This is a genomic window from Asticcacaulis sp., from assembly GCF_027484505.1.
Taxonomy (GTDB): domain Bacteria; phylum Pseudomonadota; class Alphaproteobacteria; order Caulobacterales; family Caulobacteraceae; genus Asticcacaulis.
This window is the reverse complement of the sequence record NZ_JAIXSV010000099.1, coordinates 21,018-42,942: the sequence shown is the minus strand read 5'-3', so window position 1 is coordinate 42,942 and position 21,925 is coordinate 21,018. Positions and strand designations below refer to the sequence as shown.

Annotated in this window: 25 protein-coding genes; 7 read left to right on the top strand and 18 right to left on the bottom strand. The window is 61.0% G+C overall.

What is annotated here, in order from left to right:
* Positions 1-290: 290 nt before the first annotated feature.
* From sucD to Q0072_RS06095, 4 genes are all read right to left on the bottom strand, one after another.
* Complete coding sequence (sucD, locus tag Q0072_RS06110; RefSeq protein WP_013477770.1) at positions 291-1,175, bottom strand: succinate--CoA ligase subunit alpha; 885 nt, start codon at positions 1,173-1,175, stop codon at positions 291-293.
* Positions 1,176-1,185: 10 nt separating this feature from the next.
* Entirely contained in the window at positions 1,186-2,388 is a 1,203-nt protein-coding gene (gene sucC / locus Q0072_RS06105; RefSeq protein WP_041658401.1) for an ADP-forming succinate--CoA ligase subunit beta, read from the bottom strand.
* Between the two features lie 194 nt (positions 2,389-2,582).
* Complete coding sequence (locus Q0072_RS06100; protein WP_298327206.1) at positions 2,583-3,863, bottom strand: MFS transporter; 1,281 nt, start codon at positions 3,861-3,863, stop codon at positions 2,583-2,585.
* Between the two features lie 81 nt (positions 3,864-3,944).
* Positions 3,945-4,505 (bottom strand): DUF2306 domain-containing protein, encoded by a 561-nt coding sequence (locus Q0072_RS06095; protein ID WP_298327203.1) that lies wholly within the window; start codon positions 4,503-4,505, stop codon positions 3,945-3,947.
* A gap of 81 nt (positions 4,506-4,586) precedes the next feature.
* Here Q0072_RS06095 and Q0072_RS06090 point away from each other — a divergent pair, with 81 nt between their 5' ends.
* A complete protein-coding gene (locus Q0072_RS06090; protein WP_298327201.1) occupies positions 4,587-5,444 on the top strand; it encodes a LytTR family DNA-binding domain-containing protein in 858 nt (285 codons plus the stop codon).
* Here the strand turns inward: Q0072_RS06090 and Q0072_RS06085 are convergent.
* From Q0072_RS06085 to phaZ, 10 genes are all read right to left on the bottom strand, one after another.
* Positions 5,441-6,088, bottom strand: a complete 648-nt coding sequence (locus Q0072_RS06085) for a hypothetical protein (protein ID WP_298327199.1) — start codon at positions 6,086-6,088, stop codon at positions 5,441-5,443. The two genes, Q0072_RS06090 and Q0072_RS06085, sit on opposite strands and share 4 nt — an antisense overlap.
* 108 nt (positions 6,089-6,196) lie before the next feature.
* Entirely contained in the window at positions 6,197-6,679 is a 483-nt protein-coding gene (locus Q0072_RS06080; protein WP_298327198.1) for an SRPBCC family protein, read from the bottom strand.
* A gap of 12 nt (positions 6,680-6,691) precedes the next feature.
* Positions 6,692-6,829 carry a hypothetical protein gene (locus tag Q0072_RS06075; RefSeq protein ID WP_298327196.1) on the bottom strand — a complete coding sequence of 46 codons (138 nt, stop codon included), beginning with the start codon at positions 6,827-6,829 and terminating at the stop codon, positions 6,692-6,694.
* A 7-nt stretch (positions 6,830-6,836) separates the two neighbouring features.
* Positions 6,837-7,325: an SRPBCC family protein gene (locus tag Q0072_RS06070; RefSeq protein WP_298327194.1), complete on the bottom strand. Its 489-nt coding sequence runs from the start codon at positions 7,323-7,325 to the stop codon at positions 6,837-6,839.
* A 90-nt stretch (positions 7,326-7,415) separates the two neighbouring features.
* Complete coding sequence (locus Q0072_RS06065) at positions 7,416-7,853, bottom strand: VOC family protein (RefSeq protein WP_298327192.1); 438 nt, start codon at positions 7,851-7,853, stop codon at positions 7,416-7,418.
* A 22-nt stretch (positions 7,854-7,875) separates the two neighbouring features.
* The gene (locus Q0072_RS06060; protein WP_298327189.1) at positions 7,876-8,409 is read right to left on the bottom strand and encodes an SRPBCC family protein; all 534 of its coding nucleotides are present in this window, start codon (positions 8,407-8,409) and stop codon (positions 7,876-7,878) included.
* 10 nt (positions 8,410-8,419) lie between these two features.
* A complete protein-coding gene (locus Q0072_RS06055) occupies positions 8,420-9,370 on the bottom strand; it encodes an SRPBCC family protein (protein WP_298327186.1) in 951 nt (316 codons plus the stop codon).
* Complete coding sequence (locus tag Q0072_RS06050) at positions 9,367-9,765, bottom strand: metalloregulator ArsR/SmtB family transcription factor (protein ID WP_298327183.1); 399 nt, start codon at positions 9,763-9,765, stop codon at positions 9,367-9,369. Before Q0072_RS06050 ends, Q0072_RS06055 begins: the two co-directional genes overlap by 4 nt.
* A gap of 58 nt (positions 9,766-9,823) precedes the next feature.
* Positions 9,824-10,546: a SprT family zinc-dependent metalloprotease gene (locus Q0072_RS06045; RefSeq protein WP_298327180.1), complete on the bottom strand. Its 723-nt coding sequence runs from the start codon at positions 10,544-10,546 to the stop codon at positions 9,824-9,826.
* The gene (gene phaZ, locus Q0072_RS06040; protein WP_298327177.1) at positions 10,547-11,797 is read right to left on the bottom strand and encodes a polyhydroxyalkanoate depolymerase; all 1,251 of its coding nucleotides are present in this window, start codon (positions 11,795-11,797) and stop codon (positions 10,547-10,549) included.
* A gap of 176 nt (positions 11,798-11,973) precedes the next feature.
* On the opposite strand from phaZ, the gene Q0072_RS06035 reads away from it, so the two are divergent.
* Positions 11,974-12,564 carry a DUF1801 domain-containing protein gene (locus Q0072_RS06035; RefSeq protein WP_298327174.1) on the top strand — a complete coding sequence of 197 codons (591 nt, stop codon included), beginning with the start codon at positions 11,974-11,976 and terminating at the stop codon, positions 12,562-12,564.
* Positions 12,565-12,571: 7 nt separating this feature from the next.
* Here Q0072_RS06035 and Q0072_RS06030 read toward each other — a convergent pair whose 3' ends face one another.
* A complete protein-coding gene (locus Q0072_RS06030) occupies positions 12,572-13,183 on the bottom strand; it encodes an SCO family protein (protein ID WP_298327170.1) in 612 nt (203 codons plus the stop codon).
* Positions 13,184-13,286: 103 nt separating this feature from the next.
* Here Q0072_RS06030 and Q0072_RS06025 point away from each other — a divergent pair, with 103 nt between their 5' ends.
* Both Q0072_RS06025 and Q0072_RS06020 read left to right on the top strand, forming a co-directional pair.
* Positions 13,287-14,729 (top strand): ActS/PrrB/RegB family redox-sensitive histidine kinase, encoded by a 1,443-nt coding sequence (locus tag Q0072_RS06025; RefSeq protein ID WP_298327167.1) that lies wholly within the window; start codon positions 13,287-13,289, stop codon positions 14,727-14,729.
* A gap of 36 nt (positions 14,730-14,765) precedes the next feature.
* On the top strand, positions 14,766-15,335 hold the full coding sequence (locus tag Q0072_RS06020; RefSeq protein WP_272739878.1) for an ActR/PrrA/RegA family redox response regulator transcription factor: 570 nt from the start codon (positions 14,766-14,768) through the stop codon (positions 15,333-15,335).
* Between the two features lie 33 nt (positions 15,336-15,368).
* Here the strand turns inward: Q0072_RS06020 and Q0072_RS06015 are convergent, their stop codons facing one another.
* Positions 15,369-15,746 carry a GxxExxY protein gene (locus tag Q0072_RS06015; RefSeq protein WP_298327156.1) on the bottom strand — a complete coding sequence of 126 codons (378 nt, stop codon included), beginning with the start codon at positions 15,744-15,746 and terminating at the stop codon, positions 15,369-15,371.
* A 44-nt stretch (positions 15,747-15,790) separates the two neighbouring features.
* On the bottom strand, positions 15,791-16,360 hold the full coding sequence (locus Q0072_RS06010; RefSeq protein ID WP_298327153.1) for a hypothetical protein: 570 nt from the start codon (positions 16,358-16,360) through the stop codon (positions 15,791-15,793).
* 263 nt (positions 16,361-16,623) lie between these two features.
* Between Q0072_RS06010 and Q0072_RS06005 the strand changes: the two genes are divergently transcribed.
* The 3 genes from Q0072_RS06005 (at position 16,624) to Q0072_RS05995 (ending at position 20,243) form a co-directional block, all read left to right on the top strand.
* Complete coding sequence (locus tag Q0072_RS06005; RefSeq protein ID WP_298327150.1) at positions 16,624-16,929, top strand: autorepressor SdpR family transcription factor; 306 nt, start codon at positions 16,624-16,626, stop codon at positions 16,927-16,929.
* Entirely contained in the window at positions 16,926-17,588 is a 663-nt protein-coding gene (locus Q0072_RS06000) for an SdpI family protein (RefSeq protein WP_298327147.1), read from the top strand. The genes Q0072_RS06005 and Q0072_RS06000 overlap by 4 nt, the downstream gene beginning before the upstream one ends.
* Positions 17,589-17,669: 81 nt before the next feature.
* On the top strand, positions 17,670-20,243 hold the full coding sequence (locus tag Q0072_RS05995; protein WP_298327144.1) for a PAS domain-containing sensor histidine kinase: 2,574 nt from the start codon (positions 17,670-17,672) through the stop codon (positions 20,241-20,243).
* Between the two features lie 43 nt (positions 20,244-20,286).
* On the opposite strand, the gene creD is transcribed toward Q0072_RS05995, so the two are convergent.
* On the bottom strand, positions 20,287-21,663 hold the full coding sequence (creD, locus tag Q0072_RS05990) for a cell envelope integrity protein CreD (protein ID WP_298327141.1): 1,377 nt from the start codon (positions 21,661-21,663) through the stop codon (positions 20,287-20,289).
* Positions 21,664-21,925: the final 262 nt, after the last annotated feature.

Below are 21,925 nucleotides of genomic sequence, written 5' to 3'. Positions count from 1 at the left end.
TGGAATCGTAATTCAAGCACCTCCCCTGATTTCAGGGGAGGTGGATTTGACGCCGCTCAGGCGTCAAAGACGGTGGGGTTAAATACCGCTGCTTTAACCCCACCCGGCCCTTCGGGCCAGCGGCACCGGCCGCCCGGCTCCCCTGAAATCAGGGGAGGTGCTAAAGTGAGGTGTTGTTTCAACCTAAAATCATACCGATCTAAAATGACGAAGAGGGCAGAGTCTGAGACTCGCCCCCTCCACCACTTCGTGGTCCCCCTCCCCAGCAAGCTGGGGAGGTATAACAGGTCTTAACCCTTCAGCACGCTGAGGAGGGTTTCGCCGAGCGCCGCCGGAGACGGAGACACCTTGATGCCCGCCGCTTCCATGGCCGCGATCTTGTCTTCCGCGCCGCCCTTGCCACCTGAGATGATGGCACCGGCGTGGCCCATGCGGCGGCCCGGAGGCGCCGTGCGGCCCGCGATGAAGCCGGCCATCGGCTTTTTACGGCCGCGCTTGGCTTCGTCGATCAGGAACTGAGCGGCGTCTTCTTCGGCCGAACCGCCGATTTCACCGATCATGATGATCGACTTGGTTTCGTCGTCCGCCAGGAACATTTCCAGCACGTCGATGAACTCGGTGCCCTTGACCGGGTCACCACCAATGCCGACGGCAGTCGTTTGACCCAGACCGGCATTGGTCGTCTGGAACACGGCTTCATAGGTGAGCGTGCCCGAACGCGAAACGACGCCGACCGAGCCCTTGGAGAAGATATTGCCCGGCATGATGCCGATCTTGCACTCGTTGGGCGTCAGGACGCCGGGGCAGTTCGGCCCGATCAGGCGCGACTTGGAACCCGACAGGGCGCGCTTCACCTTCACCATGTCCAGCACCGGAATGCCTTCGGTGATGCAGACGATCAGCGGGATTTCGGCTTCGATGGCTTCCAGGATGGCGTCGGCCGCGAAGGGCGGCGGCACGTAGATGGCCGAAGCATCGGCACCCGTGCGCTCCTTGGCTTCGGCCACAGAGTCAAACACCGGCAGGCCGATATGGGTGGTGCCGCCCTTGCCGGGGGTCACGCCGCCAACGACCTTGGTGCCGTAGGCAATGGCCTGTTCGGAGTGGAAGGTGCCTTGCGCGCCGGTGAAGCCCTGCGTGATGACCTTGGTTTGCGAATTGATCAGTACAGACATTGCTCTAACCTTAGCCCTTCACAGCCTTGACGATCTTGGCGGCCGCATCGGCCAGATCGTCGGCGGCGATCACGTTCAGGCCGCTTTCGTTGATGATTTTCTTGCCGAGTTCGACATTGGTGCCTTCGAGGCGCACCACCAGAGGCACCTTCAGGCCGACTTCCTTCACCGCGGCGATAACGCCGGTGGCGATGATGTCGCACTTCATGATGCCGCCGAAGATGTTGACCAGAATGCCCTTCACCTTGGGGTCCGAGGTGATGATCTTAAACGCCGCCGTCACCTTTTCGGTGGTCGCGCCACCGCCGACATCGAGGAAGTTGGCGGGCTCGGACCCATAGAGCTTGATGATGTCGAGCGTGGCCATGGCCAGACCGGCACCGTTGACCATGCAGCCGATTTCGCCGTCAAGGGCGATATAGGAGAGGTCGAACTTTGAGGCTTCGATTTCCTTGGCGTCTTCTTCGCTCAGGTCGCGCAGGGCCTGAATGTCCGGGTGACGGAACAGCGAGTTGGAATCGAACGACACCTTGGCGTCCAGCACCAGAAGCTGGTCGTCGCCGGTGATGATCAGCGGGTTGATTTCCAGCATGTCCATGTCCTTGGCGTTGAACGCCGCGTACAGTTGCTGAAGCAGCTTGAAGCCCTGCTTGGCCAGATCACCCTTCAGGCCCAGCGCGTGAGCCAGAGTGCGACCATGCACCGGGAAGACGCCGGTCGCCGGGTCGATAGTGAAGGAGTGGATCTTTTCCGGGGTCGAATGGGCGACTTCTTCGATGTCCATGCCGCCTTCGGTCGAGGCAACGACCGAGATACGCGACGAGACGCGATCGACGAGGAGCGACAGATACAGCTCCTTTTTGATGTCCGCGCCTTCTTCGATGTACAGGCGGTTGACCTGCTTGCCCGCCGGCCCCGTCTGATGGGTCACCAGCACGCGGCCCAGCATTTCGTCGGCATTGGCTTCGACGTCGGCCGGCGACTTGACGACGCGCACGCCGCCCTTGGCGTCGGGGCCAAGGCCTTCGAAGCGGCCCTTACCGCGGCCACCGGCGTGGATTTGCGACTTGACGACCCACACCTTGGTGGAATCGTCCTTCAGGTTCTTGGCGGCCTCAAGGGCTTCCTTGGGCGAAAAGGCGGGATAGCCGCGCGGAACGGCGACGCCGAACTCCTTGAGTACGGCCTTGGCTTGATGCTCGTGAATGTTCATGGAACCGGTCTTATCAAATGGGATGCTGGCCCGTGTTAGCGATACCAGCGAGGAAATACAAGCCGTGCGGCGCACAGCTCGGCGACCTTGGGGGCACGGACGTCTTTGCCCGCACCGACGGGGTGGGGTTATAAAGACCCGTCCGGCGTTGTGCAACCGCAAGATCGCTGATTTTTGCCACTGTCGCGGCGGGCTCAGACGGAAATCGGGGCCGTTTTCCAGTCTGACTTAAGGGTAAGCGCTGTCAGAAGAAAACACGCGGCCCCCAGCGCGTAGAAGGCAAGGCCGCCAGTCACAGCCATTTTCAACGCATTTGCCGCATAATTATATGATAAATAATCCGAAATCGCGCCCATAATCCATGAGCCGAAGCCGAGACCGATGATATTGGTGACGAACAGAAACACGGCTGAGGCCAGCGCGCGGTCATGCGGCTCGACCACGTGGTGCAGGCTGGCGATCACCGGCCCCATCCACACCAGACCCAGCGCCTGAGCGAGGATCAGCAAAGCAAACCCTGCCGCCGTATCGAAGGCCAGACCCGGCATCAGCAGCACCAGCCCGTAGGTCGGGATGCACAGAAGATAAGCCACTGCGGGCACCAGCGCGAAGGCGCGCGGCGATTTCGCGCCTAAACGATCCGCGACAAACCCGCCGCCCAGAATACCGATAGCCCCGCCGATCAGCACGATCAGACCAAAGCTGAAAGAGGCCGACATCAGCGTCGCTTTGAATGAGCGCATAAAGACCGAGGGCAGCCAGAACATCAGCCCATAGCCAATCACCGAAGACAGCGACGCACCCAGCGAAATCAGCCATAGTGAGCGGTTGCGCATCAGGCGGCGCAGACGATCGCGCGCCGGGACCGGATCGGCCTGAGTCCGGGGCTCATGACGACGCGTGCCGAAGAAGAACAGCGGGGCAAACAGCACACCCGCCAGACCAATGGTCACGAAGGCGTGCCGCCAGTCGAAGGTCGCTGCCAGAAGCCCGCCGAACATAATGCCCAGCCCTGACCCCAGCGGCACGCCCAGCGAAAAGACCGCCATGGCTCTGGCGCGATGGGCCGGCGGATAGAGGTCGCTGATCAGGCTTTGTGACGGCGCGACACCGCCCGCCTCACCGACGCCGACGCCAAACCGCCCCAAGGCGAGCGTAAGCCACGAGGTGGCCAGACCACAGGCTGCCGTGGCCGCGCTCCACACCAGCAGGGCCGCTGTGATCAGGCGCACCCGCCCGACCCTCTGCGCGATAATCGCTGCCGGAATACCCAGCAGGGTATAGACGAAGGCAAAGGCAAACCCGCCCAGCCAGCCCAGTTGCGCATCGGTCAGGTTCAGCTCGGCCTTGATCGGCTGAGCGAGGATGGAGAGAATCTGGCGATCAACAAAGTTGAAGACATAGACGATCAGCAGCAGGACCAGACAGAGGTGCGTTTTCCATCCCGGAGAGGCCGGTTGCGTCTGATCGGTCATCTTGCTGGTCCCGCCGCCATTTCGAAACCAAACCTAGCACGTCGTTTTCAAAATCAAAACGCTTAAGGCGGGTTATTCTGGTTATCCGAAAAACACATGCCACAGCAGGCGGCCCGGCATAAAGGCAAACAGGCCCGCCACAACCAACCCACCCATAAACAGGCCCGTGGCCATATTGCGATGGCGTTTGATGTTTTTGGTGCGCGCCGCATAAAGGATCATCGGCGCCACCACCACCGTCCAGCCCGACAGGATATGAATAAAGCTGAACATACCGTGGTTGAGCCCGCGCAGCCAGAAGCTGGAAATTGCCGCCGTCAGCATGAGCGCCAGCCAGATGTAGCCCAGCAGACGGTGCGGCGTGCGCCCCTTCGGCCCCAGCAACTGATAGAGACCTATAATAAAGGCCGTAATCGCCGCGCTCAGATGGATTTGCGTGGCCAGTGACGACTCGGCAATGGCGCGCAGGTTCGGAGCGTGCAGATGCGCGTTTTCAAAAAGGCGGGTCAGTCCGCTGAAATCACCGCCGGACACCAGCACCGAAATCAATATGAGACCGCCGGTCAAAGCCAGAGCGCTGATGAACTTCCAAACGAACGAATAGGCATAGGCTCGTTTGGGCGTAGATTGATGCGAAGACATGGGAAATTCCGTGAAAATTGACTTGTGCGTTGCGACCGCTTCACGGCAATTAGACTGGGCTTATCGGCTACGGGGAGACGGATGCGCGAACAGAAGGCGTCACTGCGCGAAACGACGGGATCGACCGTTCACGCTTCGCCAAATGCACAGCCCGCCTGGTCGGAAACCCTGTCCGGGGTCGGGCGCATACTGGCGGCCTCGCTGGGCATGGCCCTGTTCCTCAGCCTGATTAATGCCTTCAATACCGGTCAGATTCCCTTTGTGATGCGCTTCGTTTACTGGGCGGCGCTGATGCTGGCCGGGTCACTGGTGGCGGTGGGCGTCGATCGTTTTGGCATGCAGGTGATCCGCCACCGTCTGCATCTGGAAGGGCGACCGTGGCTGTATGGCCTCGTGCTGACCGTGCTTCTGACGCCATCCATTTCGCTGGCCGTGTGGGCCATCACCCCCCTGTTTGGCCATATGCGCTGGGACATCGCCCTCTATCCGCGCTTCTTTGTGCCGGTCGGCGTTATCTCCGCTGCCATGACGACGCTGAATGTGCTGAGCAACCGCGAACCGCAGCAAAGCCATGCCTTCGCGGCACCCCCGCCCACCGAACGCGAAACCCCGGCTGATCCGGCGCGCGTGGCCTTTCGTGAGCGCTTGCCGTTCAAGCATCAGAAGGCCGACATCTACGCTCTGTCGGCTGAGGACCATTATCTGCGGGTGCACACCAGCGCCGGAAGCACGCTGATCCTGATGCGGCTTTACGACGCCATCCGTGAACTGGAAGGGATCGAAGGCTCTCAGACGCACCGTTCGTGGTGGGTGGCCCGCGACGCCATCGAAGACATCCGCCGGCAGGACGGGCGCGTCAGCCTCACCCTGCGCGGCGATATCGAAGCCCCCGTCAGCCGCTCCTATCAGAAGGTGCTGAAGGCCGACGGGTGGATTTAGGCTTTCACAATAGCCTGAACCTCAGGCGACCTAAGGAAAGCCATGACCTCGTTGGCATCTTTTGAGTCCGCCTCCCAAAAAGCATTGGATAGGCGGTTACGGCTTTCCAGTGTATCGGCGTTCACATGCCAGACAGCCTTCAAGGCCTTTTCATATGTCGATAAGCGATTGAGATATGGCTTCAAAGCGATTCCCGCTTTTGAAAGCCCACACAACAAATCATCGAGGCGTTGATCCAGATTAAACTCGTCTATTTCCGAAGTTGTGTCATCAAGGCGTTCCTGGAACCAACTGTCGAGAAAAGTCTGAACGGCTTGCTTCTCAAACTGTGGCCATTTTAGCCACTCACCAAGCCGCAGCTTGTCGAGTACGATTTCGACGGATGGCCACCAATCCTCATCGGCGGTGCTGATTTCAAAAATCCGCGGCAGATAGTATTTGAAGTCCACCACACTACCCACTGTCAGAAACAAGGACACGGTGTAAGCGCCAAGATCGTCGCCCGTCAATTCACGTAACGGCTTGTGATCATTACGTACTTTCTTGCGATCCGAACAACACGGGCAACCGTCAATATGCCTTGGGCGCGGCGCTTCAAAAGCCTCGTAAAGATTTTCAATGGCTTGGCTAAGAGGTGCGGTCATGGCCACCACCTTAATCTACACCACTTGCATGAGCAACCGCTGCGATAGCGCCTGAAATACGCAACCACTTTAGCCGCCCTCTGATGGCAGAGACAGATCAGGTCATGGTCATTGCCGGTTGAGCCACGCTTCCAGCATATCGAGCAGGCCATTGGTCCCGGCCTCACGATCCGCAATGTGGTCGCAGCCGTCGAGGAAGGCCAGTTGTTCGGTCAGGTCCAACCGTGAACCGGTCGCCGTGGTGGTGAATTCCAGGGTCATCAACGAAGCGGTGAGCAGGGTGTCCCCCACGTGCATGGTGAAGCTGGAGATAATGCGCGCTACCGTGTCTTCGGGCCCCCCTTCGGGCGGCACAATATCGTGAAAGACGGCCGACATGATGTGGCGCGGCTGGCCCTTGGGGCCACCGCTGCTGCGCTCATGCCCGCCGACGCGGAAATCAAGCTCATGCGGGTCGCTGTCCCAGTCCGGCGGGCCGGTGAACCACTGGGCCTTGGCCGCAGGGTCCGACCACGCCTTGAAGACGGTTTCGACCGGAAAGGCCAGGTCGCGCGTCAGGCTCATAGTGTGCGGGGTCATTGAGCGGGTCATGGGGCGTCTCCCTTATTTCGTTTTAAGCGGCAGGACGGTGGCGGGCCTGAGAGTCCGAACGTCAGACACCTTCTCCGCCGCGGGCTGCGAACAGGTGGTCAGTCCGGCATTCATCACCAGAAGGCCGAAGCTGAAGGGTAAAAGGCGCATGGGTCACCTATGCGTTTAAGGATTGGGCGAGGGCTTCGAGCTGGTCGGTGGCGATACCCCAGCCCTCATGAAAGCCCATCTGTTCGTGCTGCTTGCGGGTTTCGACCGACCAGTGCAGAGCCTTGGCGACATAGCGCGTATGGCCTTCGGGCGTGTCTTCCAGCGTGATGATAGCGGTCATAAACGGGGCTTCCGAGGGCTCCCACGCCGTCACATAGGCGTCGGTCAGGACCAGCTTTTCGTTTTCGATGACTTCGAGATAGACGCCGCGATTGGGGACGACCTCGCCATTTGGGCCGTGCATGACGAAGGCATTGCTGCCGCCTGTGCGCACGTCCAGTTCGACCTGATCAATATACCACGGCTTGGGGCAGAACCATTCGGCCAGCAGCTTCGGGTCGGTCCAGCAGCGCCAGACAAGGGCGCGCGGGGCCTTCAATACGCGCTCAAGCACCAGTTCACGGTCAGCAATCGGGGTTGCGGGTTGCGGGGTCATTTTTTCGTTTCCTTTGAGATTCAGGCAAGGCGCCGCCCTTCCCTTCCGGGTCACGGAAGAGCGGCAAGGATTCTTGTTTTGGATGTGTTTTTATTTTGGGGTGTTGGCAGCGACGAAGGCTTCGTCAGCCACCGTATTGATCATCCACGGCTGGCCATATTTGTCGATAAACATGCCGAACATCGGCGACCAGAAGGTCGGCGCAAGCGGCATGTTGACCGCCTTCGCATCTTTCGTCAGGCCGTCCCAGATGCGTTGCGTTTCTTCGACGGTGTGCGGCTGAATGGACACGCAGAAGCCGGACGGGTTGGCCGGGCCGTATTCGGGCGGGCAGTCCGCGCCCTGAATAATCCCTTCGCCGGTGTTCAGCGTGGCGTGCATGACCCAGTCCTTTAAGGCCGGATCGACGGGCATGTCGGGCGCGGCGGAAAACGGGAAGGTCATCAGTTCACCGCCCAGCACGGACTGATAAAAGGCGAAGGCTTCGGCGCATTGGCCATTGAAACTCAGATAGACATCAATACGCACGGCAGTTTCTCCTCTGTGGGGTTTATCGGTTTTCCGTCAGCGCTTTGAGGCGTGACAGGCCTTTTTCGAAATCGGCGCCGATCATCTTGTCCATATTGAAGATCAGGCCGAACAGACGCGAGACAAAGGGGGATGGTCCATACATGGCCCAGGTCACCACGGTGCCACCGTCCTGCGCTTGCAGGGTGAATTCCGCGGTATTGGTGGCGCGGATGGGTTTGATAAAGTCGAGTTGAATGACCAGCTTGGTGGGCACACGGGCTTCGGCGATGGTCATGCGGCCTTCACCGGCCTTGGCATTATCCGACGCCCACTCATAGACAGATCCCGTGCCGGTGGCCGGGCCACTATAGGTACGGCGCAGCGCCGGGTCGATATCTTCCCACGGCGACCATGTCTGCCAGCGGCGCAGGTCTTCAAGTTCGGCATAGAGGGTTTCCGGCGACGCCGCGATGGTCGCCGTGCGCTGAAGCCGGAAGTGGTTGGGCCGTAAGGCTGCGACCAGCAGCACCCCGGCAATGGCAAGGCCGATCAGGCCCAGAATAAACGTCAGCATAGGCTCCCCCTTAGAGTTTCCCGGTTTTCAGATAGGTATCCAGACGCAGGAAGTTCTGCTCATTGGCCTGCGGAATGAAGGTCTTGAGCAGCTCCTCCTGTTCGGAGGGTGCAAAATCCATGCGCCAGATCATGTCAGTATGCTCACCGTCCGGGAGGAATTCGACCGACATACGAAACTGATGCGTCGGCTGGAGATGGTCGAAGACGATGCGTTCATTCTCGACAATTTCGACGAAGCGCTTGTGATTGTCGTGATCGCGCCCATCCGGCCCGTGCATGATGATGCGGAATTCACCGCCTTCGCGGAATTCAAACACCGGGATGGTGTTGGTAAAGCCGTCAGGCCCCCACCACTGCTTGAGGTGCTGCGGATCGGCAAACAGGGCAAACAGGGCTTCCGGCGAAGCCGCATAGCGGTGCGAAGTAACAATCTCAAACCCGGCGGGTTGTTCCGACATCAAAGTCTCCATGCGTTCAAAGGCATCGGCCCAGCCGACGGCAAAGCCCTGCTCAATGGCCGCATCCTTGCGTTCCGGCGACAGAAGGCGCGCGTGCAGGGTCAGGCGGGTGCCCGCCCCCTCCTCCTTGAAGGTTATGGTCACGCGCGATTCCGGCGGCAGGCCGGAGCCACACGGATGCACGTGCGGCATCCCTTCATAGACCAGCCGTTCCGGCGCAACGACTTCGACAAAGGTCCCTTCGCAGGGGCAGGGCGTGCCATCCGGAGCTGCCATGCCGAGGCGAAAGCGGCCACCGGGACGTACATCCATCTCACAGGTATCGTTGTGGAAACCGTGCGGGCCCCACCATTGGCGCACGTGCTCCGGCTTCGTCCACATCTCCCAGACCAGAGCGCGCGGCGCCTTGAAGGTGCGGAACATCACGATGTCGATTTCGCTGGGGAAGGTCACCTCGAAATCCGAAAGCATCGCCGAGGGGCGGGAAGCTAGGGTGATCATGTGCGGTCATCCTTCCGGGTATCATCGGGTTTGTCTTTGACCACCGGCGGCGCAGGCGTATCGGCGGCGGCCTGAAGCTGGGTCAGATAGGCCTCCAGCCGGTCAAGCCGCGCCTCCCACATGGCGCGATATTTGGCGAGCCACATATCGACCTCCTTCAGCGGTTCCGGTTCCAGCCGGCAGGGGCGCCACTGCTTTTCGCGGCCCCGGCTGATCAACCCAGCCTTTTCCAGCACTTTCAGATGCTTGGACACCGCAGGAAGGCTCATATCGAACGGTTCCGCCAGATCATTGACCGTGGTTTCGCCCAGCGACAGTCGCGCCAGAATGGCCCGGCGCGTCGGATCGGCCAGGGCATTGAGGGTCACAGACAGGTGGTCGGGAGATGCAGGCATACACTTAACCAGAATGTTAAATAACTTATCGGTTAAGTACGCGCGTTAGCGCGATGAGTCAAGTCCCATAGGCAAAGAGCTGCACGCCCTCGGTCTTCAGCCAGCGGCGGGCGGCGCTATAATCGCCATACAGCCCTTCGACCTCGGCCCAGAAACGGTCGGAATGGTCAGGGTGCCTCAGATGCGCAGCTTCGTGGGCGCAGACATAGGCAAAGATCGGCTCCGGCGCGAGGATCAGCCGCCAGCTCAGGCGGATGGCTTTGCGCCCCGGCGTGCACGAACCCCAGCGGCCCTTGGCGTCGAACAGCGACACCTTCACATCGGCATAGCCAAGCCTTTGGGCATAGATGTCCGTATGGGTCTGGGCAAATTCCAGCGCCTCTTTGCGCAAAAACCGCTCGATGCGGCGGTGGAAGGCCTCACCCTCACCGCCCGCCGTCAGGATGCCGCCGACCATACGCGCGGCGGCCGCATTGCCCGAATGGACCAGACGCAGTTGTGCCCCAAGATAGGGGATATCGCTGTCGGGTGTGAATAGGAGCCTGTCGGGCCGCGCCGTCTGATGTTCGGTGATCCACTGGGTGCGGCTGAGGGCAAAATCAACGGCCTGCGCCAGATCCCGCGGGCGTGGCGCGGTCACCACCGCCTCGCCCGTCTTGTTGTCGATGCGCAGAGAGATACGCCGGGCGCGGGCATTGACCTTCAGACGCAGGCGAAAGTCGCCGCAGTCGATGACCTGCCCCCCCTCATAGGCCGGTTTTGCCCGTTTGAGCCCCAACACTTAAAGCGCGGCCTCGCTGCGGGCGATGAAGTCGCGGATGCGCGGATAGATTTCCTGACGGAAACGGCGGCCATTGAAGACCCCATAATGGCCCGCCCCCGGCTGCACATACAGCTCGCGCATGTCCTGCGGGATGTTCTTACACATCTCATGGGCGGCCTGAGTCTGACCCACGCCGGAAATATCGTCCTTCTCGCCTTCGACGGTCATCAGGGCGATATCGGTGACAGCCTCAAGGCGGACCGGGCGGCCGTGGTGGATCAGTTCCCCCTTGGGCAGGGCGAACTTCTGGAACACCAGGTCGATGGTCTGAAGATAGAATTCTTCGGTCAGGTCGAGGACCGACAGATACTCATCGTAGAATTCGAGGTGCTTTTCGATGCCGTCGCCGTCATCATCGACCAAAGAATTGAAATAGGCCCAGTGGGCGTCCTTATGCCGTTCCTCGTTCATGCTCATGAAGGAATAGAGCTGCACAAAGCCCGGATAGACGCGACGGCCTACGCCCGGATAGGGCGGCGGCACGGTGTGGACCATGTTCGACTTGAACCAGGTGAAGGGCTTTTCCTGCGCCAGATCATTGGTCACGGTCGGATTGTAGCGGGCGTCAATCGGCGAGCCCATGAAGGTCATGGAGGCCGGCCGCAGCGGGTCCTTGTCTTCCGACATCAGGCAGGCGGCGGCCAGCACCGGCGGCCCCGGCTGACAGACGGCGACGACGTGCGCCCGCGCGCCGATGGCCCGCAACATGTCGCGTACATGGTCGATAAAGCTGTAGAAGTCGAAACGCCCTTCCAGCACCGGCACCTGACGCGCATTGACCCAGTCGGTGACATAGACGTCGTGATCGAGCAGGAATTCCTGCACCGTGCCGCGCAGCAGGGTGGCGTAGTGGCCCGACAAAGGGGCGACGACCAGCACGGCGGGGGCGGGCTTTTTCACCCCGGCACGGCGCAGATCGGTGGGGTCGCGCTGAAAACGGATCAGCTTGCACCACGGCGAGGCCCAGTCCTCCACCACCTGAACCCGCACCGGCGTGCCGTTGATTTCGACCGTATCGAGACGCCAGTCAGGCTTGCCATAACGGCGGGTCACCGTGCTGAACAGCTCCGCCGACGCGTACATCTTGCGCCCGAATTCGGTATCGGAAATCGGGTTGGCCTTATTGCCCCAGAAGTCGCGGCTGGCCTGCGCCACGGCGCGCCAGGGACCGGCGGAATAATAGGCCATCTCATGCAGCAGGTACAGCATTGCAAAAAAACTCGTGTCGTCTGTCGTGATGACAAGGCTAACATAAGGATGCTGCCAAGAGGTTACGAGTCTTCTCTTCGCAGATGCGAAACAAAAAGCCGTGAAGGTGCACAGAGGTCCACCCTTGGGCCCAATTTGCGGTGAGGCTATCTGTATTGAAACAGCGAGGCAACAGGATGGACAACGCACGCAACCCCAAGGTGGATGCCTTTATGCAGCGCGCCGAGCGCTGGCGCGCTGAGTTTGAAGCCTTGCGCGCTATCCTGCGTCAGGTCCCGCTGGGCGAAGAGCTGAAATGGGGGCAGCCCTGCTACACACTGGGCAAGGCCAATGTGGTGCTGATGCACGGCTTTAAGGACTATTGCGCCCTGCTGTTTATGAAGGGCGCGCTGATGCCCGATCCGCAAGGTCTTTTGATCCAGCAGACCGAAAATGTGCAGTCGGCGCGCCAGATTCGCTTTACCTCCGTCGATCAGATCACGGATAAGGCCGCCACGCTGAGAGCCTATGTCGAAGCCGCGATTACCGTCGAACAGGCCGGGCTGAAGGTCGATTTCAAAAAGACCGAAGCCTTTGCGATGCCGGATGAGTTTCGCGCACGTCTTGAAGGTAACACGGCCCTGAAAGAGGCGTTTTTTGGCCTGACGCCGGGACGTCAGCGCGCCTATCTGCTGCATTTTTCCTCAGCCAAACAGTCGAAAACGCGGGACGCACGTATCGAAACGTGCCTCCCGCAGATCATGGACGGTCTGGGACTGGACGATTAAAGGCCTTTCAGTACGCCTTCATCGCCTGCTTGATGTCGCTGGTGGCTTTGTCGATAGGCATACCGTGCGCCAGGGGCACAGCAAATTCGCCGCGCGGGTTCATCAGATAGACCACAGAGGTGTGGTTCATCGTGTAGTCCTTGCCTTCGCCGACCTTGTTGTAGGTGGCGCGATAGGCGCGGGCGGCCGCCGCAATCTGTTCCGGCGTGCCGGTCAGGCCGATAACGCCCCTGGGGAAGCCGCCGGATTCCAGATAGGCCTTCATGGCTTCGGGGGTGTCGCGTTCCGGATCGACCGTGATGAAGACGAATTGCAGGTTTTCACCGTCCTTACCCAGCTTTTTGCGCGTCTGATCGAGCGATTGCAGGGTCAGCGGGCAGATGTCGGGGCAGTAGGTGAAGCCGAAGAAGACCGCGGTCCATTTGCCCTTCAAAATCGCTTCCGTCTGCGGCTTGCCGTACTGATCGGTCAGGGCGAACGGCCCACCGATGCTGTAGGCCGAGTCGATCGTGCGGCTCGCCACCGGCTTTTGCCCCAGCATCGAACTCCACATGGCCACCGCCAGCGCGCCGAGGCCGATCACCAATACCGCAATGATTGTCAGACGTGTGCGATTCATCCTATGTCTTCTCTGCTCAGATGCGCAAATGTGTCACATGGTCATGCGGCACGAAGGCGCATAAAGGGGCCATACCCGCAAGTTCTATAGGCGAACCCGCAACGTGCGCCAACGGATTATCAGTTTCCTGTCTTCCTTCACCGCGCCCCCGGCTGCGGCAAAAGATCGCACGCCCTTTTCCTGGGCCGACTTTTCGCCCGTCCCCCTGTCGCACGGGGCCGATGGCTTAAGGCTGCGCACGCTGGTGGGTCTGCGCTGGCTGGCCATACTGGGCCAGAGCGTGATGATCGCCGTGGTGTCGCTCGGCTTTGGTCATGATCTGAACCTGTGGCCCTGTCTGGCCATGATTGCTGCCAGTCTGTGGCTCAATCTGCTTCTGATGTTCAACGACCGGCGGCAGCGGCTCGACGACTGGGATGCGGCCCTGCAACTGAGCTTTGACTGCGTGCAACTGTCGGCCCTGCTGGCCGTGACCGGCGGGCTCGACAACCCCTTCTGCCTGATGCTGATTGCCCCGGCGACCGTGGCGGCGGCCAACCTTCCGACGCGCTACGGCTTCGGCGTGGTGGCGGTGGCGGTGCTGGCCACCTGTGCCATGGCCTTCTGGTCGCTGCCCCTGCCGTGGCCGGACGGGCAAGCGTTTCATCTGCCGCAAATCTATCGTCTGGGCTTTCTGGCCGCCATTATCATCGGCATCGTCTTTACGGCGGGCTATACGTGGCAGGCGGCGCTGGAGTCCAAGCGCATGGCGCAGGCGCTAGCGGCCACGCAGGCGGTTCTGGAAAAGGAACACCGCCTGTCGGCGCTGGGCGGACTGGCGGCAGCGGCGGCGCATGAGCTGGGCACGCCTTTGGGGACCATTCAGGTGGTGGCGCGCGAAATGCTACGCAGTCTGAAACCCGGCACAGCGCTTTATGAAGACGCCGAACTGCTGGTTTCGCAAAGCCAGCGCTGTCGTGACATCCTCAAAAACCTCGCCCGCCGACCGGAAACCCGTGATCAGGTCCATGACCAGATGCCGCTTCGCGTCTTTTTCGAAGAGGCGGTGCAGCCCTTCCGCAACGAAGGCAAGGCCATCCATATCGAAATCAGTATGGACGAGGTGCCCGACGGCGAAGACCCCGGTCAGTATGTGTCGATCAAGCGCCGCCCAGAGTGGCTGCACGCACTGGGGGCCTTTGTCGAAAACGCTGTTGATTTTGCGCGCACCGCCGTCTGGGTCCGCGTGCGTATCCGCAAGGCCTATGTCACCCTGTCGATCGAAGACGACGGTCCCGGCTTCGCGCCGGAAATCCTGTCGCGCGTCGGTGATCCCTATATTTCGACGCGCGGCCACGACTCACGGCCGGAAACATCTATGCACGGCGGCATGGGTCTGGGCTTCTTTATCGCCAAGACCCTGCTGGAGCATACAGGTGCCAGCGTCACCTATGGCAATCGCGACAGCGGCGGTGCCTATGTGCGCGCCCTGTGGCGGCGCGAACAGATAGACGTGATCGTTTCGCAAGATTTTGGCGGTGACATCGCACCGCTATCCAGAGATTAACCCCCAGAGATTACCCCGTAGAATAAGGAGCTTGTTATGGATGATGTGAAAACCGCCATCGAGCAGAAGATCGCCACCCTGACCGACCGCACCCTGTTGCTGCTGGATGACGATGCACCCTTTCGTCAGCGTCTGGCCCGCGCACTGGAATCCCGCGGCTTCACCGTCACGGCGGTCGAAAGCGTGGCCGAGGCGTTGAAGGTCATCGAGGCCAGCCCGCCGGCCTTTGGGGTGATGGATATGCGCCTCGAAGACGGCAATGGACTTAAGGCCGTTGAGGCCCTGCACGCCAAACGCCCCGATGCGCGCGCCATCATGCTGACCGGCTACGGCAATATCGCCACGGCGGTGGCGGCGGTGAAGTCAGGCGCCGTGGATTATCTGTCCAAGCCCGCCGATGCTGATGACGTCGTTAAGGCGCTGCTGGCGGTCGAAGACCATGCTCCGGCCCCGCCGGAAAACCCCATGTCGGCCGACCGCGTGCGCTGGGAGCATATTCAGCGCGTTTATGCCCTGTGTAATCAGAATGTCTCGGAAACCGCCCGCCGCCTGAACATGCACCGGCGGACGCTACAGCGCATCCTAGCCAAAAAAGCCCCGAAGTAGGTTTGGCCACGAAAAACACGAAAAGGCACGAAATCAGAGCGCAAATCGTTCAATTTGCGCCTTGGGATGACGGCCGAAATTAACAAGCAAACCCAGTCGTAGGTCCGTTGCTTTCAGGTAATTAAGTATTTGAGCCCGGTGCGCATCGGTAATCGCCGAAACGCATTTCAGCTCTACGATAATCTGATCGTAACAGACAAAATCGGGTTGATAATGCTGAGTAAGAACCTCGCCCTTATAGGCGAGGTTCAGTATTTTCTGGGCGGTAAAAGGAATGTCTCGTCTGACAAACTCTCTGGCCAGACATTCCTGATAAACCGCTTCCAGAAAGCCTGTGCCCATATGGCGGCTGACTTCGAAAACGGCACCCTGAATAGCAAAGACTTCGTCTCTAAAAAGCAGTTCCTGCACGCTTCCCCCTTTTCGTGCCTTTTCGTGTTTTTCGTGGCTAAAACCTACTCATCCGCGATGATAATATCCGGGTTTTCCGGCAGGACGAATTCGAACAGGCCCATATCCAGAGTCTTTTGCTGGCGGTAGGCCATCAGCGGGGCGTGGGCCAGAGCCTGCACCTCCTCAGGGGTCAGCGGTACGTCCAGCGCTTTTTTGCGCACGGCGCGCGCCTGAAGGTGCGGGGTAATCGCCGATGACGGCTTAGGTGCCGGGCGCGCCGTCCCGATCTTCCAGTAGCTGACGCACAGCTTCCATTGCGCCACCGGAGCCGCTTCGGGCTTGGGCCAGCGGCGGCCGTCGCGCATCTGCGGCTCAACCCGGCGCGGTTTCTGCACCCGCTCAAACGTGCAGATCAGGGTCGCAAACGGCTGCGTCAGCAGGGTTTCATACTGCGCCCGTGCCGCTTCTTCGCTGGGAAAGCCCGGATCGAGCGTTTCGCGTACAAAGGTCACGTCCTTGCCGCACATGTCTCTCGCCGCGCGTTCGCGCTCAGCGGAAGCCAACCCACCCCCACTCCAGTTGAGGACGATGTCGAGCGCGTTGTGCGCGATGGGATAGGCAATAGCGGGCATGGGGCCATTCTATAGGTTTGCGCCTCTTAACAAAAGACTGAGCGGAACAAAAAGAATACACAGTGATGAGATTATACCAAGGGTCATTGAAAATGACTCTTGGTATGCCTTTCGAGACTGTCTCATGTCACCGACACATATGAGACAGTCTCGTGTCTTCAACGGCCGGATGAGGTCAGCATCTTCGGCCGTTGGTATTATATGCGTATTTGACAGCCTTCTTATAATTTGGTATTTGCCAAAATAACAAATCAAGAGGTCCTATGTCCGAGGTCTATAAATCCCTGAGCGACCCGACGCGGCGGCACATCCTTGAAATGCTGCGCGAACGCGAGATGAGCGCCGGCGACATTGCCGAACGGGTCAGCGTGTCCAAACCCACCCTGTCGGGTCATCTGGCGACGCTAAAAGCCGCCGGACTGGTCGATGTCACGCGACAGGGCACCTCCCTGATCTACCGCCTCAACCTGTCGGTGCTCGAAGAGGCGGTGATGTCGCTGATGAGCGCCTTTCGCATCGGTCAGGACGCCCCGGCCCCCCTGCCGCGCGCCACGGAGGACAAGGCATGACCCAGAACGCAAAATGGCCGGTTTCCAAACTGTTTAGCCTGCTGATGATCGCGGTCACCACCGGCCTCAGCCTGTGGGCACGTCCGCAGATTCCGGAGGGCCCGATGGGCACACACTTCGACCTTTCGGGCACCGCAAACGGCTTTATGCCGCGGGATCAGGCCCTGATGGTCATGCCGCTGACGCTGGCCGCGATCACCCTGCTGCTCTGGGTTCTGCCCTACATGCAGCCCAAAACGGGCAAGCTGGAACGCTCCGCCTCGGTCTATGCGGTAAGCTGGATGGGGGTTGTCGCCCTTCTGGCATTCGGGCATCTGTTTATCGTTGGTCACGCCCTCGGCTGGGGCTTGTCGGTGCAGCCTTTGCTGCTGGGGCCGGGCTTGCTGTTTATCCTGATCGGCAACTTCATGCCCAAGGCGCAGCGTAACTATCTGGTGGGGGTGCGCACGCCCTGGACCCTTTCGGACGAACGGGTGTGGTACAAGACGCATCGGCTGGCCGGACCCGTGATGATGCTGGCGGGCGTGATCATGCTGGGCGCGGCGCTGATGATGCCGACGGCATATCTGCATTGGGTCTTTCTGAGCGCCGGGATCGGCTCGGCTCTGATCGTGGTTGTCGCCTCCTATATCTACGCGCGGGCGCTAAAACTTACTTGACTCCGAGTTGCCATATTCATTTGGGAGGCGAATCGCTTTGCATTAGTATGGGCCTTTCAGTGATTCGATCCGGGCCGCCGTATGACCGTTGCCACCATTGCCTTTGCCGCCGCTGCTGGCGCGACTGCGCTGGCCTTTTCGACCACGGTTCTGGCCTGGCGCCTTAAGGCGCGCCTGACGAAGCTCAGCGAAGGCTATAAGTCCCGCCTTGATGTACAGCATACGGTGCTGGGGGAACTGGACGCCGCCACACTGGCGTTTGATGAGGCCTTTGTCGCTATCGAAGGCGAGACGGTGCGCCTCGTCTGGGGCGATGAAACGCTTAAAACCATCGCTGACGCCTTCCGTATTCCCTTTTCCGAAGAGGTCGCGCCGCGCGTTATCGAAGGTCTGGCCGGGTCATCCAAGGAGGCCGCCGAGGCGCTGAAACGCCTGATCGCCGAAGGCCGCCCCTGCCGCTTTGAGGTCTTCACCGAAGCGCCGCGAAGCCTTGTCGGGGCCAAGACCGCTGGGCTGACCCTGCTGGTCGAAGGGCGGGCCACAGGCGCGACGGCGTGGGTGCGTCTGGCCATTGCCAGCGAGCACACCTCCCTGTCGTCCGGCCCGTTTGCGCGCATGGCCGACCTGATCCCCGCACCTTGCTGGGTGGTGCGTGACGGGCAACTGGTGTGGGCCAATGCCGCCTGGCTGAAAGCCGTCGATGCGGAAAATGTCGAGCAGGCGCGCGCCGAACAACTGGGGCTCGACCGCTCTGCCGAGGCGCTGGTGGTCGAAGCCGCCGAACAACACGTGCGCCGCGAAGGTTTCCGCTGGCTGACCATCCACGGTCAGCGCCGCGCTTTTCAGGTGGTGGCCGAGCCTCTGGGCGACGCCTATGTCTGCGCCTACGCGCTGGATGTTACCGAATCCGAGGAGAGCCGCGAAGCGCTCAAACGCCATGCGAAGGCGCATGACGATACGCTGGATCACCTCGAAGACGCCGTGGCCATTTTCGGCCCGGAAAAACGCCTGACCTTCCATAACCGCGCCTTTGAGACCCTATGGGATCTGGAACCCGCGTGGCTGGCAGAGCGTCCGACGCACGGCGAACTGCTCGACCGGCTGCGGCAAAAGCGCAAGCTGCCCGAAACCTCGGATTTCGTAACGTGGAAGGCGCAGGAGTTGGAATTCTATGGCCTGAGCGAGGCCGCACCGGACGAGATGTGGTCGCTGCCCAATGGCCGGTCGCTGCGTGTTGTGCGTCAGCCGCACCCGCTGGGCGGCCTGTTGCTGCTGTTCTCGGACAAGACAGGGGAACTAACGCTTAAGGCGCAGTTCAATTCGCTGATTCAGGTGCAGCGCGCGACGCTGGATCAACTGACCGATGCCGTGTCGGTGTTTGGCTCCGATGGTCGCCTGCGTCTGCGCAATGCGGCGTTTGATGCCTTCTGGAACCTGTCGCCCGACGAACTGGCGCTCAATTCCGACTTCGGGCAGTTGACGGCCTTGTGCCTGCCGCTGGTGCACGATCGCGGTTTCTGGGCCGAGCTGAAAGCGCGCGTCACCGATATCGACCCGCTGGCCCGCGCGCCTCAGATCGGTGAGGTACGCACCTCGGACGGGCGTCTGGCGCAGTGGCGAACACAGCCCCTGCCCGACGGCGCGACTCTGGTGGCCTTCAGCGACATCACCGACCGCCGCGCTCTGGAAGAGGCTATCGAACAACGCGACGTGGCCCTGACGGAGTCGGTGCGGCTGAAACGCGATTTCGTCGCCAATGTCTCCTATGAGTTGCGCACGCCCCTGACGACCATTGTCGGCTATGCCGACCTGCTGCAACGTCAGGCCAATGCGGCCGAGGCTGACCCCGCCGAAATCCGCCGCCGGGGCTTCCTCAATGCCATTCAGGCCGCGTCGCAGGAACTGGCGCGCTCGATCGACGACGTGCTGGACATGGCGCAGATCGACGCCGGTGAAATGTCGCTGTCGCCGTCGGATTTCAACTTGTCGCGGACCGTGGCCGCCGCTCTGGGCCGTCAGGCCGACACGCTGAGCGCCAAGGGCATCCGCTTCGACTATGTCGGGCTCGACACGCGCGCCCTGATCCGCGCCGACCAGCAGCGTCTGGGGCAGGTGCTGGATCATCTGCTGGACTACGCCCTGCGCAACGCCGCGCAGGAAGGGCAGATCACCATCCGCAGCCGCAAAGAAGGCGACACCCTGACGCTGGAGATCGGCTATACGGGCCGCGGCATCCCCTATCATACACAGGCGCACATCTTCGACCGCTTTGTCGGGCGCGAACGCGGCGGGCCGGGTCTTGGGCTGGCGCTGGTCAAGGCGCTGGTCGAACTGCACGACGGCTGGATCACACTGGAGTCCGAACCACAGAGCGGGGCCACCTTCGCCCTGCACCTGCCGCACCAGATGGGCGTCGGTTTTGAAAGCAACGAGGCGAAGGCACCGGTAACGCAGACGCCCGCACCTGCGCCTGAGATCACCGCCGCCGCCGTAGCCACACCCGCCCCCCTGCCTGAACCCCTTGCGGCCCCGGTCATCGCGGTGGCAGAAGCAGAGCCGGTAAAGACGCCGGAGACCCCAGCCGAAGAGCCCAATCCTCTGGGCCTGACGGCTGAGACACTGGCACAGGCCCGGCGCATTCTGGGCATGGCGTGACAATAGAAGACCTTCCCCCTGATATCAGGGGGAAGAACTAAAATTACTCCCCCTCGATCCGGTTGCTGTACCAGTTGATATTCCTCGTCAGCACCATGACGGCGGCGATGACGAGGAAGGCCGAGCAGGCCCCGACCAGCAGCGCATAGTCTTCCATGCGCATCAGCACGTAGATCAGGGCATAGAGGGCACTGAACACCGCAAACGCCGCCATAAAGCGCCAGCGCGAGTGGAAGATCAGGCCCGCATAGCCGGCGATCAGCGTCACGGTCGCTCCGGCCGCCACCACAAAGGCCGCGTCAAAGCCGATGCGTTCGGCAAAGGACAACAGCAGCAGGTAGAAGGTGATCTGCGCCAGCCCAACCAGAATATATTGCGCCGGGTGCAGTTCCTTCTTCGAGGTGCTCTCAAACAGGAAGTAGGTCAGGAAGACGAGGCCGACGAACAGCAGGGCGTATTTCAGTGAGCGGCCGACGCTTTGATACGGATTGGTCGGCTCGACAAAGGTGACCGACAGTTCGGATTTGCCCAGCGTCATCATCTGGCTCTGGTCGATGACGGCGGGCAGGCCGCGCGCGATAAACGGCACCGACCACTGCGCGCTGAAACCGCCTTGGCGGGCCGCCTCATCGGTTTGCCGCGTCGTAGGCAGGAAGCCGCCACCAAAAGACGGGTATTTCCAGTCGCCGGTAATGGTGGCTTCGGACGACTTGCCATAGGCGAGGATGCCCAGCTTGCGCGTGCCGGTGAAGGTCATCCCCACCTTGATATTGAGCGGGGCGGCAGTGTCGCTCAGGCTCAGCGGGGCGGCAAACAGGTCGAAATCGGTGCCGTCGGGGCTGAACCCCGTCACGCCGGGGCCGGAGGGCGCCAGCATGACCGATGCGCCATTGATCTGCGCCACAATGTCCTTGCGCGCGCCGCGGGAATCGCTGGCCCCGGTCACCAGCTGCGCCTTGTCCCACATCAGCACCGCACCGGGTCGGGCGGCCTGCACGCCTTTCAGGTCAAAGGCGGCATCGAAGCTCAGGTCCGCCGTATAGACCGGCACGCGGAAAATGGAGCGCGAACGCACGTCGCTTTTGGTGGCGGCGCTGGCCTTACCCGTTTGCGGGAAGACGATCAGGTTGCCGCTTTCCTGCGCCAGCACGACGCGATTGCCCTTTTCATCGGTGGAGGTGCGCGTCGGGATGACATAGGGAATCTGGATCACCGGGCCGAGAAAGACCTGTTCGCCGCCCATCTGATCGCCGATTTCACGCGCGACGCCTTCGGCCCGGTTGGTGCGCTCCATCAACAGCGCAAAGACCAGTAGCGCCGGAATGGCCATCAGCACCGCCAGTGCGCAAACGACAAGGAATTTTGTGCCCTTGGATCGGCCTTTCGGCGACCGGGGTGTCGGGGTGGGAAAGTCGTCCATGAGTCCGCTCCGTTGATTTGAACACCGTTCATATTGGTGCCGATTACGGCGTTTTTCAGGCGGCGTCTTTTTAGTTTAACGCGCTTTTTTATCCGAAAAGTGCGTCACACTTTTGGCTTCGCCGAACTTCGTTTCGGAAAGCGCTCTGGACATGATAAACGGCGCGCATCAGGCTGATCACGGCGGTGAAACCGATGCCGAGACACGCCCCCATACCGCTGCGCATCCGCTCCAGCCCCGAAACCGGGAGCGGTTTGGGCTT